Annotated in this window: 15 protein-coding genes and 3 pseudogenes; 7 read left to right on the plus strand and 11 right to left on the minus strand. The window is 72.7% G+C overall.

The genetic code is table 11. The features are described from left to right. Positions 1–320 (minus strand): annotated as a pseudogene (locus AC5P09_RS43050) (DUF4097 family beta strand repeat-containing protein); the annotation flags it as partial. Positions 321–542: 222 nt separating this feature from the next. Here AC5P09_RS43050 and AC5P09_RS43055 point away from each other — a divergent pair. Further along, on the plus strand, positions 543–1280 hold the full coding sequence (locus AC5P09_RS43055) for a helix-turn-helix domain-containing protein (RefSeq protein WP_493879146.1): 738 nt from the start codon (positions 543–545) through the stop codon (positions 1278–1280). On the opposite strand, the gene AC5P09_RS43060 is transcribed toward AC5P09_RS43055, so the two are convergent. Then, positions 1277–1543, minus strand: coding sequence for a DUF397 domain-containing protein (locus tag AC5P09_RS43060; RefSeq protein WP_493879147.1), 267 nt, complete (start codon positions 1541–1543; stop codon positions 1277–1279). The genes AC5P09_RS43055 and AC5P09_RS43060 overlap by 4 nt on opposite strands. Further along, positions 1503–2351 (minus strand): helix-turn-helix domain-containing protein, encoded by an 849-nt coding sequence (locus AC5P09_RS43065; RefSeq protein ID WP_493879148.1) that lies wholly within the window; start codon positions 2349–2351, stop codon positions 1503–1505. Before AC5P09_RS43065 ends, AC5P09_RS43060 begins: the two co-directional genes overlap by 41 nt. An 85-nt stretch (positions 2352–2436) precedes the next feature. On the opposite strand from AC5P09_RS43065, the gene AC5P09_RS43070 reads away from it, so the two are divergent. Further along, positions 2437–2883, plus strand: coding sequence for an ATP-binding protein (locus AC5P09_RS43070; protein ID WP_493879149.1), 447 nt, complete (start codon positions 2437–2439; stop codon positions 2881–2883). Between the two features lie 62 nt (positions 2884–2945). On the opposite strand, the gene AC5P09_RS43075 is transcribed toward AC5P09_RS43070, so the two are convergent. The 5 genes and pseudogenes from AC5P09_RS43075 to AC5P09_RS43095 all read right to left on the minus strand — a co-directional run. After that, the gene (locus tag AC5P09_RS43075; RefSeq protein WP_493879169.1) at positions 2946–4331 is read right to left on the minus strand and encodes an extracellular solute-binding protein; all 1386 of its coding nucleotides are present in this window, start codon (positions 4329–4331) and stop codon (positions 2946–2948) included. A 242-nt stretch (positions 4332–4573) separates the two neighbouring features. Next, positions 4574–7222 carry a substrate-binding domain-containing protein gene (locus tag AC5P09_RS43080; protein WP_493879150.1) on the minus strand — a complete coding sequence of 883 codons (2649 nt, stop codon included), beginning with the start codon at positions 7220–7222 and terminating at the stop codon, positions 4574–4576. A gap of 4 nt (positions 7223–7226) precedes the next feature. After that, on the minus strand, positions 7227–7589 hold the full coding sequence (locus AC5P09_RS43085) for an effector-associated constant component EACC1 (protein WP_266436455.1): 363 nt from the start codon (positions 7587–7589) through the stop codon (positions 7227–7229). Between the two features lie 58 nt (positions 7590–7647). Continuing rightward, positions 7648–8820, minus strand: coding sequence for a hypothetical protein (locus AC5P09_RS43090; protein ID WP_493879151.1), 1173 nt, complete (start codon positions 8818–8820; stop codon positions 7648–7650). A gap of 224 nt (positions 8821–9044) precedes the next feature. After that, a pseudogene (locus AC5P09_RS43095) lies at positions 9045–9362 on the minus strand (serine/threonine-protein phosphatase); the annotation flags it as partial. Positions 9363–9512: 150 nt separating this feature from the next. Here AC5P09_RS43095 and AC5P09_RS43100 point away from each other — a divergent pair. Continuing rightward, positions 9513–9989: a hypothetical protein gene (locus tag AC5P09_RS43100; RefSeq protein WP_493879152.1), complete on the plus strand. Its 477-nt coding sequence runs from the start codon at positions 9513–9515 to the stop codon at positions 9987–9989. Positions 9990–10077: 88 nt separating this feature from the next. On the opposite strand, the gene AC5P09_RS43105 is transcribed toward AC5P09_RS43100, so the two are convergent. Continuing rightward, positions 10078–10683, minus strand: a complete 606-nt coding sequence (locus tag AC5P09_RS43105) for an SH3 domain-containing protein (protein ID WP_493879153.1) — start codon at positions 10681–10683, stop codon at positions 10078–10080. 214 nt (positions 10684–10897) lie between these two features. Here AC5P09_RS43105 and AC5P09_RS43110 point away from each other — a divergent pair, with 214 nt between their 5' ends. Continuing rightward, positions 10898–11803 carry a hypothetical protein gene (locus AC5P09_RS43110; RefSeq protein WP_493879154.1) on the plus strand — a complete coding sequence of 302 codons (906 nt, stop codon included), beginning with the start codon at positions 10898–10900 and terminating at the stop codon, positions 11801–11803. Here the strand turns inward: AC5P09_RS43110 and AC5P09_RS43115 are convergent. Continuing rightward, positions 11700–13061 (minus strand): aminotransferase-like domain-containing protein, encoded by a 1362-nt coding sequence (locus AC5P09_RS43115; RefSeq protein WP_493879155.1) that lies wholly within the window; start codon positions 13059–13061, stop codon positions 11700–11702. The two genes, AC5P09_RS43110 and AC5P09_RS43115, sit on opposite strands and share 104 nt — an antisense overlap. 76 nt (positions 13062–13137) lie before the next feature. Between AC5P09_RS43115 and AC5P09_RS43120 the strand changes: the two genes are divergently transcribed. Both AC5P09_RS43120 and AC5P09_RS43125 read left to right on the plus strand, forming a co-directional pair. Beyond that, positions 13138–13932 carry an alpha/beta fold hydrolase gene (locus tag AC5P09_RS43120; RefSeq protein WP_493879156.1) on the plus strand — a complete coding sequence of 265 codons (795 nt, stop codon included), beginning with the start codon at positions 13138–13140 and terminating at the stop codon, positions 13930–13932. A gap of 139 nt (positions 13933–14071) precedes the next feature. Beyond that, positions 14072–14992 carry an endonuclease/exonuclease/phosphatase family protein gene (locus tag AC5P09_RS43125; protein WP_493879170.1) on the plus strand — a complete coding sequence of 307 codons (921 nt, stop codon included), beginning with the start codon at positions 14072–14074 and terminating at the stop codon, positions 14990–14992. 43 nt (positions 14993–15035) lie between these two features. Here the strand turns inward: AC5P09_RS43125 and AC5P09_RS43130 are convergent, their stop codons facing one another. Beyond that, entirely contained in the window at positions 15036–17135 is a 2100-nt protein-coding gene (locus AC5P09_RS43130) for a PhoX family protein (protein WP_493879157.1), read from the minus strand. 282 nt (positions 17136–17417) lie between these two features. Between AC5P09_RS43130 and AC5P09_RS43135 the strand changes: the two are divergent. Next, positions 17418–17941 (plus strand): annotated as a pseudogene (locus tag AC5P09_RS43135) (VWA domain-containing protein); the annotation flags it as partial.

The following is a 17941-nucleotide window of genomic DNA, read 5'->3' on the forward strand; positions in this document are numbered from 1 at the left end:
CCGCGGAGCTCGCCGTCGGCCGCCTTGGCGTCGACGCGGGAGCCGGCGGGCAGCTGGACGGTCACCTCGACGGCTCCCGGGGCGGCGCCGAGGATGCGGTTCTTGGCGGGTGCGGCCTGGATCCGCAGGACGCCGTCGCCGTCGCCGTCGCCGTAGGTGACCGCGGTCTGCTCCGCCGCCTTGACGTCGCGGCTCTTGGAGGCGTCGGCGGGCAGGATCTCGACGGTGGTGTCGGCTCGGTCGGCGGCGATGAAGCGGATGCGTCCGGCGGGGATGTTGAGGAGGGCGGAGACCGGAGTGGGGGTGTCGAACTTCTGCATCGTGCTCTCCTTCGGCTCGTCGTTTCCGATGATGGAAAAGCTACGTTGCATTCATCCATCCGGCAACACGCTCGTTGCGCGTAATCGCCATAAGAGCAGGTGAGAGCGGGGAATTCATTGCAATGGCCTGAAGCGTAACGCAACAAACCCCGCCCGGTTCGTTGCAATGAATCAGAAGTGAACGCTATAATGGGGTCACCACGGCCCACGAAGGAGACCGCCATGCCGGGAGGCAGACTCACCCAGCAGGAACGCCAGCAGATCGCGCTGGGGCTGGCCGACGGCCTCGCGTACGCGGAGATCGCCAGACGTCTCGACCGCCCGACCTCTACGGTCACGCGGGAGGTGATGCGCAACGGCGGCCCCACCGGCTACCGCGCAGACCTGGCCCACCGCGCCACCGAACACCGCGCCCACCGGCGCAGGCAGGCCGCGCCCCGGGGGACGGCGGCGCCCCCGCAGGCCCACGGACGCGACGCCGAGGCCGTGCGCGAGTACGAGGAGACGTTCACCACCGTCCTCATGGCGTCGGGCGCACCCAAGATGATGTCCCGGGTGATGGCCTGCCTCACCCTCACCGACACCGGCAGCCTCACCGCGTCCGAACTCGTCCAGCGCCTGAAGGTCAGCCCGGCGTCCGTCTCCAAAGCGATCGCGTTCGCCGAGAGTCAGGGCTTCGTGCGCCGGGAACGCGACGAACGCCGCCGCGAGCGCTATGTCGTCGACGACGACGTCTGGTACGAGTCGACGATGGCCAGCGCCCGGTCCCTCGCCCAGATCGTCGAGATCGCACGGCAGGGCGTCGGCGTCCTCGGCCCCGACACCCCGGCCGCCGCCCGTCTGGAGAACATCGCCCGCTTCCTCGACTTCGTCAGCGAGAGCACGACCCGCGCGGCGGAACAGGCCCGCGACATCCTCCACGCGAACGTCGAACCGCCGCCCTCGGGCGGCGCCGGCTAGCTCGCGACGCCGTTGACGAAAGCGGCCCAGGCGGTCGGAGAGACGGTGAGGTGCGGGCCGGCAGCGACCTTGGAGTCGCGGACGGCGATGCGGGGGGCGAGGTCGGCGACCTCGACACAATCACCGCCGGTGTTGCCGCTGTACGACGACTTGTGCCAGTCGGCTCCGCCGAGGGCAGCGCACTCGACGCATTCGCCGCCGCTGCTGCCGCTGTAGGACGACTTACGCCACTGAGCGCGCGGCACGTCCAGGCTGCTCCCCATAGCGTTCCTCCATCACGCGGGCGATCAGTGCCGCCGACTCCCTCCCTGAGAGAGCGTCGGCCTGGAGGCGAGCGTAACCGAGGGAACGCTCCCTGATCACCTGCGGGTTGGCGGTCATGTGGCCCGAGTCGTAGCTCTCGCTGTAGTGCAGGTCCGGGTCGTCGTCAAACCGCAGCAGGGTGAACGAGCCCATCATCCCGGCGTGCTGCCCCACCGAGAACGGCAGCACCTGGAGCTCCAAGCACGGCTGGCCGAAGAGACCCAACAAGTGGGCGAGTTGGTTTCGCATGACCTCCCGGCCACCGATCTCCCGGTACAGCACGGCCTCGTCCAGAACCACCAGCATCACCGGCGGCTCCTCCCGCCGCAGGATGCGCTGACGTTCCATCCGCGCCGCCACCATCTCGTCGAGCCGGTCGCCCTGTTCGATGCCGAGGACCGCCCGCGCATACTCCTCCGTCTGCAACAACCCGTACACCAACTGCGCCTGGTACGTAGAGATGTAGGTCGCCTTCGCCTCCATCTCCGCATACGCCTGAAACCACGCCGGCAGTTGGCTTCGCAGAACCAACCCCACCAGCCGGGAGAACGCCCCGTCCGTCAACAGCGCCGCATCCACCCGTTCCGCGAACTCCCTGGTCGGGACCTTGTGGGCGGTCTCGATCTGGCCGATCAGGGAGCCGGTGCAGAAGATGGTGTCGCCGAGATCCCCTTGGGTCATCCCGGTCGCTTCCCGGTGGCGGCGGAGTTCGGAGCCGAAGTAGTCCAGCGGTGAGGCGCAGGGATCGAGTCGGCGGATGTTGGGCAAGGGACGTCACCCCCAGGTCCGAACGCTCGGCGGCGTTCATTTCGCTTTGTAGCCGAGAGTAGCCACGCAACTCCACGCTGGTGTCGTGAATCACGCAACTGACCACCAGCGAAACGAGGTTGGCGCCAGGTACGGCCTCGGCCTCACCCTCGGTGACCATTCGGCGCGGCACCTTCGCCGTATCCTCCGTGCCTATCTGCACTCCTGGGGGATGCCCGAGCTGATCGATCCGGCCTCGCTCGCCCTCACCGAGCTCGTCGCCAACGTCGTACGGCACGTACCGGACCGGAGAGCCGCGCTGTTGATGCTGCGGCGGCCGGACGGGCTCCGTGTCGAAGTGACGGACACCGACGCTCGGCCGCCGTTGTCCACAGCTGTGGATGACGAGGGAGAGGGAGAGGAACTGGCCGAAGGGGGACGTGGGCTGCTGATCGTCGACGCCGTCACCGACCGTTGGGGGTGGCGTCCCCTGCCCGACCGTCCCGGCAAGACCCTCTGGTTCGAGTGCGACACCAAGCCCGCCGGGTCCTGACGCACGGCCCGGACCCGGCACCAGCCGCCACCGGGTGGGACGCGGCACCGCACCTCGTATGGCTAGTCCGGCAACGCCTTCCGCAGCGCCTCGTCCAGGCGTCGCGCCAGCTGTGGGTCGGTCGGCGGGCGGTCGCCGAACAGGGCGCCCAGCTGTGCGGTGAAGGTCTGGGTGAACGCGCCGTACAGCGGGGTGCGCGGGCGCTGGACGGCGCTGCCGAGGGCCGGGAGGAGGATGCGGTGGGCGTAGGCGGGGCGGCCGGCCTTGTCGCGTGGCATGCGGTCGGCGCGCTCGCCGGTGGGGGAGGGCGAGGGGCTCGCGGCGGCGAGGGGGCACGTCACCGTGTCGTCGTCGTACGCCGACGTCCGCGTCGCCGCGAACCCCGCGTCCAGCAGGCAGCGTTCGCTCTCCCTGCCGGTGAGGAAGCCGATCAGCTCGGCCGCCTTGGCCGACCGCTGGGACGCGGCGGTCACGGCGAGGTTCTGGCCGCCGAGCACCGCCCGGCCGGGCAGCGGGGCCACGCCGAGCTGTTTGTCGGTGAAGGACTGGTGCAGCGTGCGGTAGGCGTAGGGCCAGTGGCGCAGGAAGGCGGTGCGGCCGGCGGCGAAGTCGGCGAGGGAGGCGTCCTCGTCGGAGTGGACGGCGTCCGGGAGGGTGTACGACGGGGCGATGCGCTGCCGGAGTTCGGCGACGCCCTCGGCCAACTGCTCGACGGTGGCGGCGTAGTGGCCGTCGGCGTCGGTGAGCGCGAGGTCCGGCGTCGCGGACGCGAACGCCTCCACGGCGTTGACCGTGCGGCCCTCGTAGGGGGCGAGCTGGGTGGTCCAGCCCTGCTCGTAGCCCTTGGGCGGCTTGTTCTCCAGCGAGAGGACGATCTCCTGGAGCCGGGTCCGGTCGATGCCCGCGCTCAGATCGGTCTGCTGGATGCCCACCGCGTGCAGGTGGTCGCGCCGGTAGTAGAGGAGGCCGACATCGCTGTTGAACGGCACGGCGTACACCTTGCCGTCCCAGCGGGCCGTGTCGGCCACCGACTTGATGACGTCACCGTCCAGCACCCCGTCGGGGAGGCGGCGCACGAGGCCGGCGGCGGCGAACTCCGGTACCCAGGTGACGTCGAGGTTGACGACGTCGTAGGCGGCGCTGCCGGACTGGAGGGCGCCGAGGAGCTGGCTGCGCTGTTCGTCGGCGCTGCCCGGGAGTTCGACCAGACGGGCGCGGTAGCCGGTGCCGGCCTTCTCCTGCTGCCGGTTCCAGGCGTCGATGAGCTGCTGGCGGATGCCGTTCTTGCCGGTGACGTCCCGGCCGCTGGCGACGACGATGTCACCGGGCACGTCGGCGGCGGGCGCCGCGGGTTCCCCGGCACCGTCAGCGGTGCACGCCGTGACGGCCGTGAGCAGCAGCACGGCCAGGAGAGCCACGAGTCGCGCACAGGTGCCGCGCCCGGCCATCAGGGGCCCGGTGCGGGGGCGCCCGGCCACCAGCCACGCGACCCCGCCCCGGCCCAACAGCCCTGCCGTGCTGCCGCGCCCCACCCGCTGGCCCTCACCGCGCCCGGCCATCAGCCGCGCGGTACGGGAGCAACCCGCCCGTCCCCCGACACCACGCCCGGCCACCAGCCACGCGCCCCCGCCCCGGCCCAGCAGCCCTGCCGTGCTGCCGCGTCCCACCCGCTGTCCCGCACTGCGGCGCGTCATCCGTCCTCCCCCATTCCGGCGCGGGCGACCTCGTCGGTCAGGGCCGCGCCGAGGTTTTCGCCGGCGTCCAGGCAGCGGCCGCCGCTCGCGGCGGAGATGCGGGTGGCCGGGCGGCCCGGATCGCAGCCGCCGGCCTCCAGGGACACCATGGTCACCGGCACCCCGGCCGCCCCCGCCCGGGTCAGGACGTCGTCGAGGTTCGCGCCGGTCAGCCGGTCGTCGTCCTCGCCGTCGGTGATGTGGACGACGAGCCGGGGGCGTTCGTCCGGGCCGCGGTCGGCCAGGTCGTCCAGCGCGGCGAGCAGCGCCGCGTGCGGGTCGGCCTCGGCGTCCCGCACCCGGGCCGCGTCGACGGCGCGTTCGGCTTCCTTGCGGGTGTGGCGGCCGAAGGGGAGCACGGTCTCGTACGGGTGCTCGCCGCCGGACGCCCCGGACACCGCCCACACGCCGTACTCGTCCCGGCCCCCGAGCCCGCCCAGGGACTGTTCCAGCAGGCCGGGCCCGCCGCTGGGCCCCTCCCACAGGGAGGCCATCGAACCGGAGCTGTCCAGCAGGAACAGGACCCGGCCGGGGCCGTGTGCGGCGCGGTAGTCGGTGAGTGCCGTCTCCATCTCGTCCCGTCCGGCGGTCTCTTCTAGCGGTGCCGGCGCCGACAGCATCCCGGCGGGGACCGGACGGCCGGCGTCCAGCAGGGGATGCGCGCCGCTCGCGGAACGGAAGCCGTCCCGGGCGAACGCGGCCTGCCCGTCCGTACCGGTGAGCCAGGCGCGGAAGTTCTCGGCCGCCGCGTCCCGCGCCGCCTCGTCCCGGTCGGCGTCCTGCCAGCGGACCCGTACGAACGTGGGCTCCAGCCCCGGTACGTCGCCGGGGTAGTGGGCGACCCGGGGCGTCCGGGTCGCCAGGTCGCAGCCGACTCCGCTGCGCAGCAGGAACTCGGGGACCAAGGCGGCGGTGCGGTTGTCCACGGCGTCGTCGTCGGGCAGCGTGCACAGCAGGTCGGTGGCCGTCGGCGCGGGCGGACCGGGCTGGGCGACCCGCTGTTCCGCACCGACCGGGTCGGCTCCGGTGCCGTGGAGGCCGATCGTGGCGAGCAGGGCCGCTGCCGTGAACTCCGGGTCGGGACGGCGCACTTCGGCCTCCGTGTCGCGTTCGCGCAGGGCGGTGATCAGCCGGGTCAGCGAGGGACCGGCGAGGTCGTCCTGGTTCCCGGCGGCGAGGTTCTTCGGAACGGCGAGCACGACCGGGGAGTACACCAGCGGCTCCTCGTCGGGGTCCAGGAGGGCCACGGCGTCCGTGTCCTGGGCGGCCGCGACCCGGGCGGCCTCGGCCGGGGTGGCGGGGATCCAGACGTCCGGCTGCGGGCCGACGTCCCGCTGCGGGTTGGTGTCCTCGTCCCGGGGCTCCTGCCAGGCGTCCGACTGCCCGGCGAGCGCGGTGACCGCGTCGGCGGAGCCCGCGCTGTAGACGGTGATGCCGCTGCGCCGGCAGCCGTCGCCGGTGGTGTTCTCGTCCGACGTCAGATAGGCCTCCGCCGCCGCGCTCACCGTCGGTTCGAGGTCGGGGTCGGTCAGGACCCGCAGTTCCAGCGGCGGCCCGCAGGAGGCGGGACCGCCGGTGAGGGTGACGATGCCGTAGGAGCCGAGGCCCACCGCGGCGAGGGCGAGAACGACGGCGAGGGCGAGGGGCGCGGGGCGGAGGACGGAGCCCAGCCAGCGCCAGGCGCGGGTGACGGCGGTGGCTCCGGCGCGGAACGGGGCGAGGAGGGCCGCCGCGACGGTACGGAGCAGGGCGACACGCTGCTTCTTCCCTTCCTCACCGGGCTGCCCGCCCGGCTTCTGCTGCGGATCCCCGTGCTCGCCGGAGGGCCACGGTCCCGCCCCGCCCATCGCCCACCTCAGCGGCGGGGCCGACCGGGCGGACAGCACGACGTCCTCCCCCGGTTCCGTCCTGCTCTGCGGCTCCCACGGCTCCCCGCGCACCGTCTTGTGCCCCGCCGCCGTCATCCGGTCCCGCAGCCGGTCCGCGAGCTCCTGGAAGGTCAACTCCTCGTCTTCCTCAAGGAGTTGTACGAGCTCCCCGGTGAACGGTGTGGGTGCCGCGCCGTCCCCCGCGTCGGTGCGGTGGTTGGCCTGCACGCTCATCAGCAGCAGCACGCGCCGCTTGTCGCGGAAGGTCTCCCAGATCCAGGCGGCGTTGCCCGCGAAGCAGCAGTCGAGGACCACCACGATCCGCTCGGCCGGACCGGCGGCGAGCACGGTCAGGGCGGTGGTGAACATCTCCGCGCCGGGGAAGACCGCGTGTCCGCCCGCGACCACGCTCGCGTTGCGCATCTGCAGGAACAGCTCGTCGCCCGCGCTGGGGATGGCTCCGTGCCCCGTGAAGTACAGGAACAGCAGGCCCTCCGCCTCCCCGGCGGTCCTGCGTAAGGCGTGGTCGAAGTCGTCCAGGGACGGCGAGCGGGCCACGGCGATCTCGTGCTCGCCGAAGACCCGGCCCCGCAGGAGCGCGTCCCGGAGCCGGTTCAGGTTGTGCTTGACGGCGGGGAGGTCGCCGGGCACGCCGTGCGGCGGCTTGGTGAGGTCGTACTCGGAGACCCCCACCAGCAGTGCCCGGTTCACCCGTCCACGCGGGTCGAAGCGGGTCACCGGCCTACCTGTCGTCGAGGCCCACGGTGTCGACGCGGCCCTCGGGCGGATCCCCGTCCTCGACCGCTCTGCGATTGACCCGCCAGGCCTCCACGGACCGCTTGACCTGCCCCAGCAGCTCGTTGAAGACGATGGCCGCACCCGACCCGATCATCGTGACGACGATGTCCATGCCGACGCCCATCGGGGCGCCGGGCTCGTCCGTCCGGTGCCGCTCGTGGATCTGCAGCCGGCCGGCCCGCACCAGTTCGTCGAGCGGTTTCTCCCGTTCCAGCCACTTGCGCAGCGCGCCGACGTCACTCTCGCTCGCGGTCCCGTCCAGCCGAACGCGTATGCCGTGGTTGGCCACTCCATCCCCCTCAGCCATAACTCAGCATCATGTCACCGCTGTTGGAGCCGGGGGAGGGGTCGGCAGCGCCCCATCTTCACGAACTGAGTGTCTGCAACTGGCTCAGCTGACGCCGGATGTGGTCCAGGGCGCCCTCGCGGCGTCCCGGCACCCGGGCCCGCAAGCCAGCCAGCTCGGTGCCCAGTTCACGGGCCCGCGCCGGGTCGCCGATCTGCCCCCACTGGTGGTGGGCCCGGTCCACGGCCGCCTCCACGGCGGGCGCGTCCACCGCCTGCCCGGCACCCAGCCGGGCCGACGCCACCGCCAGCCAGGTACGGCAACTGCGCACCGGATCCCCCGCGAACATCGCCAGATCCGCCCGGACCTCGGCCCAGTGCAGGGCCTGCTCGGAGGCCCGCCCGTGCGCCCGTACGGCGGCCTGCTCGTGCTCGGCGGCCAGGGCGTCGGCGGCGTCGTGACGGCCGTCCTGGACGGCGGTGGTGATGGCGGCGTGGGGGTCGTCGTGCGGCTCCTGACGCGGGCCGACGACCTTCGGTGTTTTCAGCCCGTCCGGCGTTTGAGGACGAGGCCGTTCAGGCCGATACGGGGGTCTGGGGGCGGAGCCCCCAGGAACAGCAGCGGGGGGCACCCCCAGCACCAGGTCCCCGTACCCGTCGCTCCCCAGCCGGGCCAACGCCTGCTGATGCAACTCCGCGAGATCAGGTCGCCGCCCGCTCCGCAGAATCGTCGCGATCGCCTTCATGTACGCCGGCGCGGCCACCGCCCGCCGGGACGACGGCGGCGGCGCGACACGGCCGTACACCGCGCTGCTGCGCCCGGAGTCGAGCGGGTGGGTGCGCAGCCAGGCCCAGGTCTCCGCGTCCGCGTGCAGGTCGAGGAGGAGGGTCGTCGTCCCCGGTGTGCGCAGGCGCAGTTCCTCGCGGAACCAGTGCCAGGGGAAGCCGGTGTAGCGGACGGTCGCGGACGTGGTGCGGGCCAGCGCGAGGTGGGGCAGGTGCTGGCGGCGGTCGAGCAGGAGCTGGCCGGTGACGAACACGGTCAGCGGGCCGGGGGCCGTCGCGGCGGCGCGCAGCCGGGTGAGGACGGCCTGGGGTTCCAGCGGGTCGGCGAGCTCGACGACGTTGGCGGTGTCGGTGCCGGACAGCACCGCGGGCGGCACGGCCGCGAGCACGGGGAGCACGGACGCCGCGTCCACCAGACAGCCCTTGCCCACCGGCGATGCGGCCAGCAGCAGCACGGTTCCCGGCATCGGTCCCTCCCCGTCCCCCGTCGATCACGTACGGCAGCACCGTAACCGCTGCGGCTGCAAAGGTGTGTCTCAGGACTGCAAACGACCCGGTACGAGCATCCCCTTCGCGGCTCGCCGCACCGCGAACACCGTGGTGTCGTCGGCCAGTCGGCCCCCGCAGTGCCGCAGCGTGCCGTCCCATACGAAGGCGACCAGCAGCCTCGGTTCGGTCAGGCTCGGGTCGGCGGCCAGGCGTTGTCCGCGAGGACGTACGTGACGAGCGCGAGGGCGGCGAACACGGCCGTGCCCACCACCCCGCAGATCGCGGCGGCGATGCCGGGCACCAGCACGATCCAGGAGATGATCCGGAACTCGCCGCTGGTGTTGAAGTCGACCAGCGCGATCCCGTCGAGCAGCAGCAGCAGCGGCGGCACCCAGGCCACGCTGCGGCCGCGCACGCGCAGCGTCTGGTGCCGGCGCAGGACACTGCCCGGCCCGGCGCCGGGCGGCCGGGCGAGGACTCTCCGGCGGCCGCTCTTCGGTCTCCGTACTCGGCCGCTCATGGTCTCGGCACTCGGCCGCTCACGGTCTCAGCGAAGCACGGGCCCCTCGAAGGCGCGCATCCGCACCGGAAAGCGCCTCCGCCGACTTGCCAGGGCCTGTCCCCAGGTGTGCTCTGGAAGGCGGGGGCGAGGAGAGAGAGGAGCGCTCTCATGGCTCAAGCGGCACCCACGCCCGGCGGCATGCGGGGCATGCACCGCCGTCCGGCCCGGCGCGTCATGACCCGGCCGCGCCGCACGCCCGACCTGTTCAGCGAGCGGGTCCACACGGTGGCGCGGTACGCGATCCCCGTCGTACTCGGGCTCGTCTACGGCTACTGGGCCGCGGCGAACCGGCGCGACGGCGGGCCCATCACCGGCGGGAACCTCCTGTTCGGCTTCGCCGCGGCGATCGCGTTCATCGTGCTGTGCATCGCGGTGGCGACGTTCGCCCCGCGCCTGCAGCGCGAACTGCACTCGATGACGAAGTCCGGCTTCGCGGGCGCGGCGTTCGGCTTCCTGTACAGCCAGGCCGGCGCGAGCGTTCTCAGGTCCACGGTCATGGGCCTGGTGATCGCGGCGGCCATCTTCGGCGTGTTCTTCTACCGCTACTACACGCGCGAGGACGCGGAGGGAAACCGCATCCGCTGAGGTGCCCGGGCACGGCGCAGGGGCCCCGGCCGGTCGCCGGGGCCCCTGCGCCTCCCTCACTCATCCCTCCGCTCACGGAACGGCCGGTTCACGGAACGGCCGGAAGCCACTCCCAGTCGCCCTCGCCCTCGCCCTCGCCCTCGCCCTCGCCCGACGAGGATCCGGTCGCGCTCCAGCTCCACGAGCCCGAGGCGCTCCAGGACCCGGAACCGGAGACGGCCCAGGAACCCGAACTCGACACGGCCCAGGACTCGTTCCAGTCCGGGTCGTTCCAGTCGGGGTTGGACCAGGCGTCGTCCTTCCATTCCGGGCACGGGTCCGAGCAGGTCGGTACCCGGTGCCCGCCGGTGTCGACGAAGGCGGCACTCGCCCAGCCCTGGGCGCCGACGAACCAGTACCAGTACGGGTTGCCGTTGACGCTCTGGCCGCGGACCTTGCACTCGACACGGTCCTGACTGCCCGGCGCGAGCCGGTCGACGACTGCTGAGTGGCTGGTGGGCGCCGCTCTCACGTTGAGCGCGGTACCGGAGACGATGGTGCCCCAGATCGGACCGCCGGATCCGCCGCTGCCTTGTTCGTCGGCATACGTCGGCGGGGTCGCGGCTGCTGCCGTGGTTCCCGCTGCCGCGACGGCGAAGGTGCCGCCGGTGAGCAGGATCGCGGCCAGGGTCCGCAGGGCCGGAGTGGTGCGCATGAATCGGCCTCCTTCTCCCCAGAACCAGGAAACACCCGTTCGGGTGAGGCCTCCACCGGAGAGCGGAATGCCCAGTTCCGCGGGGGTTCCGGCCCGGTTCCGGCCGGAATCCGGCCGGAACCGGGCCGGAACCGGTGCCCGTTCGGCTCGGCCCGTGCGCCCATTTGCAGTCACGCCGCTCGCACCCCCGCCGCGGCCCGTCTTGCCTGGAAGGGTGTCCACTCGACTCCGGAACGCCCTGTCGGCCGTACTCATCGCCCTGGCCTGTCTGCTCGCGCCGTTCGGCGCGCTGGCGGCCTGGGTGGCGTACGGGCTCGCCGACACGAGCCGGTACGTCACCACGATGGCGCCGCTCGCCGCCGACCCGCACGTGCGGGACGCGATCGCGGACACGGTCGGCGCCGGCATCATCCGGGAAGTGGACGTCGGCGGACCGATGCGCCCCTTCGTACGGGACGCGGTGCGCTCGTTCACCCGGACCGAGGCCTTCCGCACGGCGTGGGACGCGGGCAACCGGGCCGTGCACGACGCGGTGTTGAGGGCGCTGAGGGGCGGCGACGAGGGCGCGGTGACGGTTGACCTCGCGCCGGTCGCCGCCGAGGTGAAGGACGAACTCACCGCGGACCGCGTGCCGTTGGCGCACCGCATCCCCGTTCTGCACACCGAGGTCTCCGTCCTCCCGGCCGAGGACCTGGCCCGGCTCCGGAAGGGGTTCCACGTGCTCGACGTCGCCGGTTTCTGGCTGCCCGTCACGGTGGCCGTCCTCGCGGTCACCGGGATCGCCGTCGCTGTCTGCCGCCGCCGCGCGGTCACCGCGACCGCCCTCGGCACGGCCCTGGGCGGCGCCCTCCTCGCCCTCGCGGTCGCCGTGGGCCGCCGCCTCACCCTCGCCGACCTGCCCGACCCGGCCCACCACCCGGCCGCCGGCGCGATCTACGACGCCCTCACGGCCACTCTGCGCACGGTCTCCTGGCTGCTGGTCGCCGTCGGTCTGACGGTGGCCCTGACCTGCTGGCTCACCGGCCGGTACGGGTACCCGCCGCCGTTCCGGCGAGGTCCGCGAGCGTCCGCAGCGCCCGCCGCAGATCCGGCTCGGCGGCGGACGCGAGCCCGAGCCTGACCGCGTCCGGCGTCCGGCTCGGGTCGACGACGAAGGCGGGCCCGGGCGTGACCGCGATGCCGTGCGCGGCGGCCGCGGCCGTGAAGGTGTCCGCACGCCAGGGCGCGGGCAGCTCCCACCAGGCGTAATAGGCGCGCGGGTCCGACCGTACGGCGAACCCCTGCAGCTCTTCTTGGAGGATCCGCTGCCGGCGCCCCGCGTCCGCCCGCTTGGCCGCGACCAGCCGCGCCACGGTCCCGTCCCCGATCCACCGCACGGCGGCCTCCAGCGCGAACCGCCCGGCACTCCACCCGCCGGACCGGATGGCGGCCGCCACGGCCTCGGCCCGCCACACGGGTACGACGGCCAGGCCGACGGTGAGTCCGGGGGCGACCCGCTTCGACAGCCCGTCGATGACATGGGTGATGCGGGGCGCGTGGACGGCGAGGGGGTCGCCGTCGGCCAGGAAGGACCAGATGCGGTCCTCGACGACCGGGATGTCCAAGTCAATGGCGACAGCCGCGAGTTGGCGCCTGCGCTCCTCGCTCATCGTCACCGAGGTCGGGTTGTGCAGCGTCGGCTGCACATACAGGGCGGAGAGGGGAGCCGTGCGGTGGGCGGCGGCCACGGACTCCGGCAGCGGACCGTCCTCGTCCGCCGCCAGCGGCACCGGTGTGATGCCCAGCCGGGCGGCGATCTCCTTGACCACGGGATACGTCAGCGGCTCGACGCCGAGCCGGCCGCCGGGCCGGACCAGCGAGGCGAGGGTGGCGGCGATCGCCTGGCGGGCGTTGCCGGTGAAGAGCAGTTGGCAGGGGCCGGGCTGCCAGCCCGCGGTGGCGAGGAGGCCGCCCGCGGCGTTCCGGGCCGCCGTGGTGCCGTCGGCGGGGGCGGGAAGCAGGGCCTCGGCCAGCATGTCGGGCCGGAGCAGGGGCGCGAGGGCAGGCGCGAGGAGTTCGGTCTGGCCGGGCGCGGACGGGTAGTTGAGCTCCAGGTTGACGGGAGCGGCCGTGGCCGGCTCGGTGAGCGCCCGTCCCATGGGTGCGGCCGGAACCGCCCGCACGAACGTCCCCCGCCCCACCTCCCCGACGACCAGGCCCCGCCGGACGAGTTCGCCGTACACCCGCCCCGCCGTCGACCCGGCGATCCCGCGCCGCCGCGCGAACACCCGCTGCGGGGGCAGCCGTTCACCGGGCTTGAGCCGACCGGCGGCGATGTCGTCGGCCAGCCGGTCGGCGAGGCGGTCGGCGAGGCGCCGGTAGTCGTCCGAGTCGCCCACGGGGTCCCCCCTCACATTGCACCGAGGGCAAAGATCTTATTGCACCGACGAGTTGGGGCGATCTAGGGTCGCTCACATGACCCCTTTCCCGGAGTTCCTCGCGTACGAGGACAAAGGCGCCGATACCTCCGCGGTTCCCCTCGTCCTGGTCCACGGCCATCCCTTCGACCGCACGATGTGGGCCCCGCAGATCGCCGAGTTCTCCGCCACGCGCCGGGTCATCGCCCCCGACCTGCGCGGCTACGGCGAGTCCCCGCGGACCTCCGGCGTCACACGGTTCGCCCGGTTCGCCGAGGACATCGAAGCGCTCCTCGACGACCTGAAGGTGGAGACCTTCGTCCTCGCCGGGCTGTCGATGGGCGGCCAGATCGCGATGGACGGCTACCGGCGGTTCGGGAGCCGTGTCCGGGGCCTGGTCCTCGCGGACACCTTCCCGGCGCCCGAGACACCGGAGGGCGTGCGCGCCCGCAACGCCATGGCGGACCGGCTCCTGCGGGAGGGCATGCGCGGGTACGCCGACGAGGTGCTGGAGAAGATGGTGGCGCCGTACGCCTCGCCCGAGGTGAAGGCCCACGTCCACCGCATGATGACGTCCGCACCCCCCGAGGGTGCCGCCGCCGCCCTCCGCGCCCGCGCCGGACGCCCCGACTACCGCGAGCTGCTGACCCGCGTCACCGTCCCCGCGCTGGTCGTGGTGGGCACCGACGACGAGTACACCCCGGTCTCCGACGCCGAGGCCATGCACGCGGCTCTCCCCGACTCCACGCTGCTGGTGGTCGAGGGCGCGGCGCACATGCCGAACCTGGAGCGGCCCGAGGAGTTCAACGGGGCGCTCGGGGAGTTCCTGGCGCGGGTGGACGGCACCTCGTAACCTCGGGGCCGTGACATACCAGCCCGTCCGGCGTTTGAGGACGAGGCCGTTCAGGCCGAAGCGGGGGTCTGGGGGCGGCAGCCCCCAGCAGGGCCCGGACCAACGCCGGGGGCGTCGTGCCGGACGGTGTCTCGCTGCCCTGCTCTTGGCCTGCGTCAGCGTGGTCGTGGGATGCCGGACCGCCGACACCGACGGCATCACTCCTGTACCGCAGCTCCTCGCCTTCCTCCCCTGGCTGCTCGCGCCCGCAGGGCTTGGACTGGCGGTCGCGCTACTGACCCGCTGGTGGGCCGGAACGGCCTGGGCGGTGGCGGTGCTGGGGCTGCTGGCGTGGTTCATGGAGCCGTACGGGAAGACCGCCGCACCCGGCGGGCCGCCCGTCGCTTCCCTGCGGGTGCTGACCTCGAACGTCGAGTTCGGACAGGCCACCGACCCCCTGATCGCCACGGTCCGCAGGGAGAGGCCGGACCTCGTCTTCGTACAGGAGTGCGAGTACGGGTGCGACGCGGTACTGAAGGAGTCCCTCGGCGCCGACTACCCGCACCGGCAGGCCGTCGAGGGCGGCGGATCGGCGGGGTCCGTCCTCCTCAGCCGCTTCCCGCTCCGGGCCGCCGACCGCGTCCCCGGCACGATGGGCATGCCGGGGGCGGTCACCGAGGTGCGCGGGCGGACCGTACGGCTCCAGCTCGCGCACCCCATGCCGCCGCTGCCCGGCCAGGTGGACGTCTGGCGGCGCGAACTGGACGCCCTGCGCGACTTCGCCGCCACGCACGCGCAGACCCCCACCATCCTGGCCGGCGACTTCAACGCCTCCCAGGACCACGCCGCCTTCCGCCGCATCCTCGACACCGGCCTGCGCGACGCGGCCCGCCTGGCCGGTTCCGACCGCACCCCCACCTGGCCCGCCCGCACGGCCGGGGCCACTCCGGCGCTGGGCGCGCAGATCGACCACGTACTGGTCTCCGCCGACTTCGCCGCGCACAAGGCCCGCTTCCTCGACCTTGCCGACACGGATCACCGCGCGCTGCTGGTCGAGGTCACGCTTCACCAGCGGAGGTGAACCGGCGGAGCTGACAGGAGCTTCTGAGCCCTGGGCTCCGGGCTCAGACGCCGATGTCGTCACCGTCGGCACGCCACACGGCCACCACCGACGGGCGGACGTACGTGCCGGGGCCGTCGGGCCACGCGCTGGCCGGCTTCTCCACGGACGCGCCGCTGATCTCGCCCGGGTGCTGCACGGCGACGAGAACCCGCCGGTCCTGGACGATCGGGCCGCAGGTCTCGGCGCCGATCGGCATGGTCAGGAACTGCTTGAGCTCACCGCGCCGGTCGCCCTTCGTGGCCACGCCGAAGAGACCGTCGTGGTAGCCGAGCTGGGCGCCGTCGGTGGAGATCCACAGGTTGCCGTGCGGGTCGAAGGCCACGTTGTCCGGGCAGGAGATCGGGCTGACCTTGTCCTTCGGGAACCCGGCGAAGTAGGTCGCCGGGTCGTTCGGGTCGCCCGCGACCAGGAACAGCGACCAGGCGAACCTGGTGCTGTCGGCCAGGTTCCAGCGCTCGGTGAGCTCGAGGACGTGCCCGTGCTTGTTGGCGCCTCGCGGGTTGGCCTCGTCGGCCGGGGCGTTCGTGCCGATGCCGCGGTTGGTGTTGTTGGTGAGGGCGACGTACACCTTGCCGGAGTGCGGGTTCGGCTCGATGTCCTCGGGCCGGTCCATCTTGGTCGCGCCGACCTTGTCACCGGCGAGCCGGGTGAAGACGAAGACCTCGTCGGCGGTCATGCCCTCGACGTGCGAGACGGCACCCTTGGCGGTCGCGGTGGCCAGCGGGATCCACTCGCCGCTGCCGTCGAACTCGCCGTCGCTCGGCAGCTTGCCGGTGCCGTCGATCTCGATGGCGGGAGAGTCGCCGGTGAGCTTGGCGACGTAGAGCGTGCCCTCGTCGAGGAGGCTCAGGTTGTGCTCGCGCACCGCGCGGGAGGTCCCGTGCTTCATCCGCTTGCTGCCGACGAACTTGTAGAAGTAGTCGAACCGCTCGTCGTCACCGGTGTAGATGACCGGACGGCCGTCGTGGGTGAGACGGACGGTCGCACCCTCGTGCTTGAAGCGGCCCAGAGCGGTGTGCTTGCGGGGCGTGGAGGAGGGGTCGTACGGGTCGAGCTCGACGACGTACCCGAAGCGGTGCACCTCGTTCGGCTCCTGGGCCACGTCGAACCGCTTGTCGAACCGCTCCCACTTGCGTTCGGAGGCCGCGGTCCCGATGCCGTACCGCTTGTCGGTGGCTCGGCTCGCGTTGGCGAAGTACTGGTTGAAGTTCTCCTCGCCGTGGAGCGTGGTGCCCCAGGGGGTGACGCCGCCCGCGCAGTTGTTGAGGGTGCCCAGGACCTTGGTGCCGGTCGGGTCGGCGGAGGTCTTCAGCAGGTCGGACCCGGCGGCGGGCCCGGTGACGCGGAACTCGGTGGTGGCGGTGACGCGCCGGTTGAGCGGGTGCCGGGAGACGGCGGTGAGCTTGCCGGTCCTACGGTCCCCCTCCACGACGACGGCGGACAGCCCGTGGGCCGCCCACGCGATCTCGACCTGCTCGCGGGTCGGGTTGGCGGCGTCGTAACCACGGAACATGAGCACTTCGTCGGTGTACTCGTGGTTGGCGACGAGGAGCTGCTTGTTCCGCTCGCCCGGAAGGGGCAGAAGGGCCAGGAAGTCGTTGTTGTACCCGAACTGACCGGCCTGGGCGGCGGCGGTCTGCTTCTCCGGGTCGAAGGCCGGGGCACCGCGCAGGATGGGCTCGCCCCAGCGGATGACGACGTTCTGCTTGTAGCCGTCCGGGACGGTCACGGCGTCGGCGGTGTTGGGCGCGACGGCGGTGAAACGGAGGCCGCGGGCGCCCTTGGAGCTGCCGGGCTTGTACGTGGTGGCACCCGTGGCACCCGTGGCACCGGTGGCGCCGGTGGCGCCGTTTTCGGCCGCGACGGCGGGGGCGGCGAGCCCGGCCCCCGCGGCACCGGCCACGGTGACGACGGCCGCGGCCCGCATGACCGAGCGGCGGCTGAGCGCACCGGCGATGACGTCACCGACGTACTCGTTGGCGGAGGTGTTGGGCGCCTCGTGGAAACAGGCGTCACCACACCGGAAACGGCAGGTGAGGGCGGACCGCCCACCGGGATGCGACTCCGACGAGGTCCTGATCAACGGCAATTGCATGCGCACTTTTGCTCTCCCCTTGCTTCCCCTTGAGTCCGGCGTGACGGACGTTATGGGCACGTTCGTTCGGGAGCTGGGCGCACTGGTGAACGGGGAGTGAACCTGATGTGGCCGTAGGCCAGTTGGCGTCGATTGCCCGGCGAGCAGGTGAAGGCTGGATGTGACCCTTGACGTCGCGTGCGTATCGTGACCCGCCCCTGCCAAAGATCACCCTCTGGGGCCGCTAACCTTACGTGTCCGTCCTGGCCAGGGATTTACGGGCATCAACTCATGCGAAGGGTTGCGCACATGGGCATTCTCACTCTCCTGCGGAACGCGTTCGGCCGGTCACGCAAGGGGCACACCACGTCCCCTTCGCAGGAAACCGAGGTTGCCTCCCAGGAGGCCGCACCGAAGGTCCCGGCCCCGTCAACGGAGCCGACCCCGTCCCCGAAGCCGACGGCGACAGAGCCGACGGCGCCCACGGCGACGGTCCCGGAACCCCGCACCGCCACGCCGTCCACCCCCCAGTCCACGCTCTCCACGAAGGACGAGCACGACCTGGTGGCGGCGGCATTCGACAAGGTAGAGGTACCGAAGCCGGCGGAGCCGGTAGAGACGGCAGACCCGGCGGCGAAGGAGCCGACTCCGGAGCCGGAGCCGATCGCGGAGGTGGCTCCCGCCCCCGAGCCCGAGCCGGTCGTCGAGCCGGAGCCGCTGGCGGAGGTCACCCCCGAGCCGGTCGTCGACCCGGTAGCGGAGCCGGTTGCCGAGGCGACGCCCGAGCCGGAACCGGTCGCAGAGGTCACTCCCGAGCCCGAGCCCGAGCCGGT

This window comes from Streptomyces sp. a15, assembly GCF_059026085.1.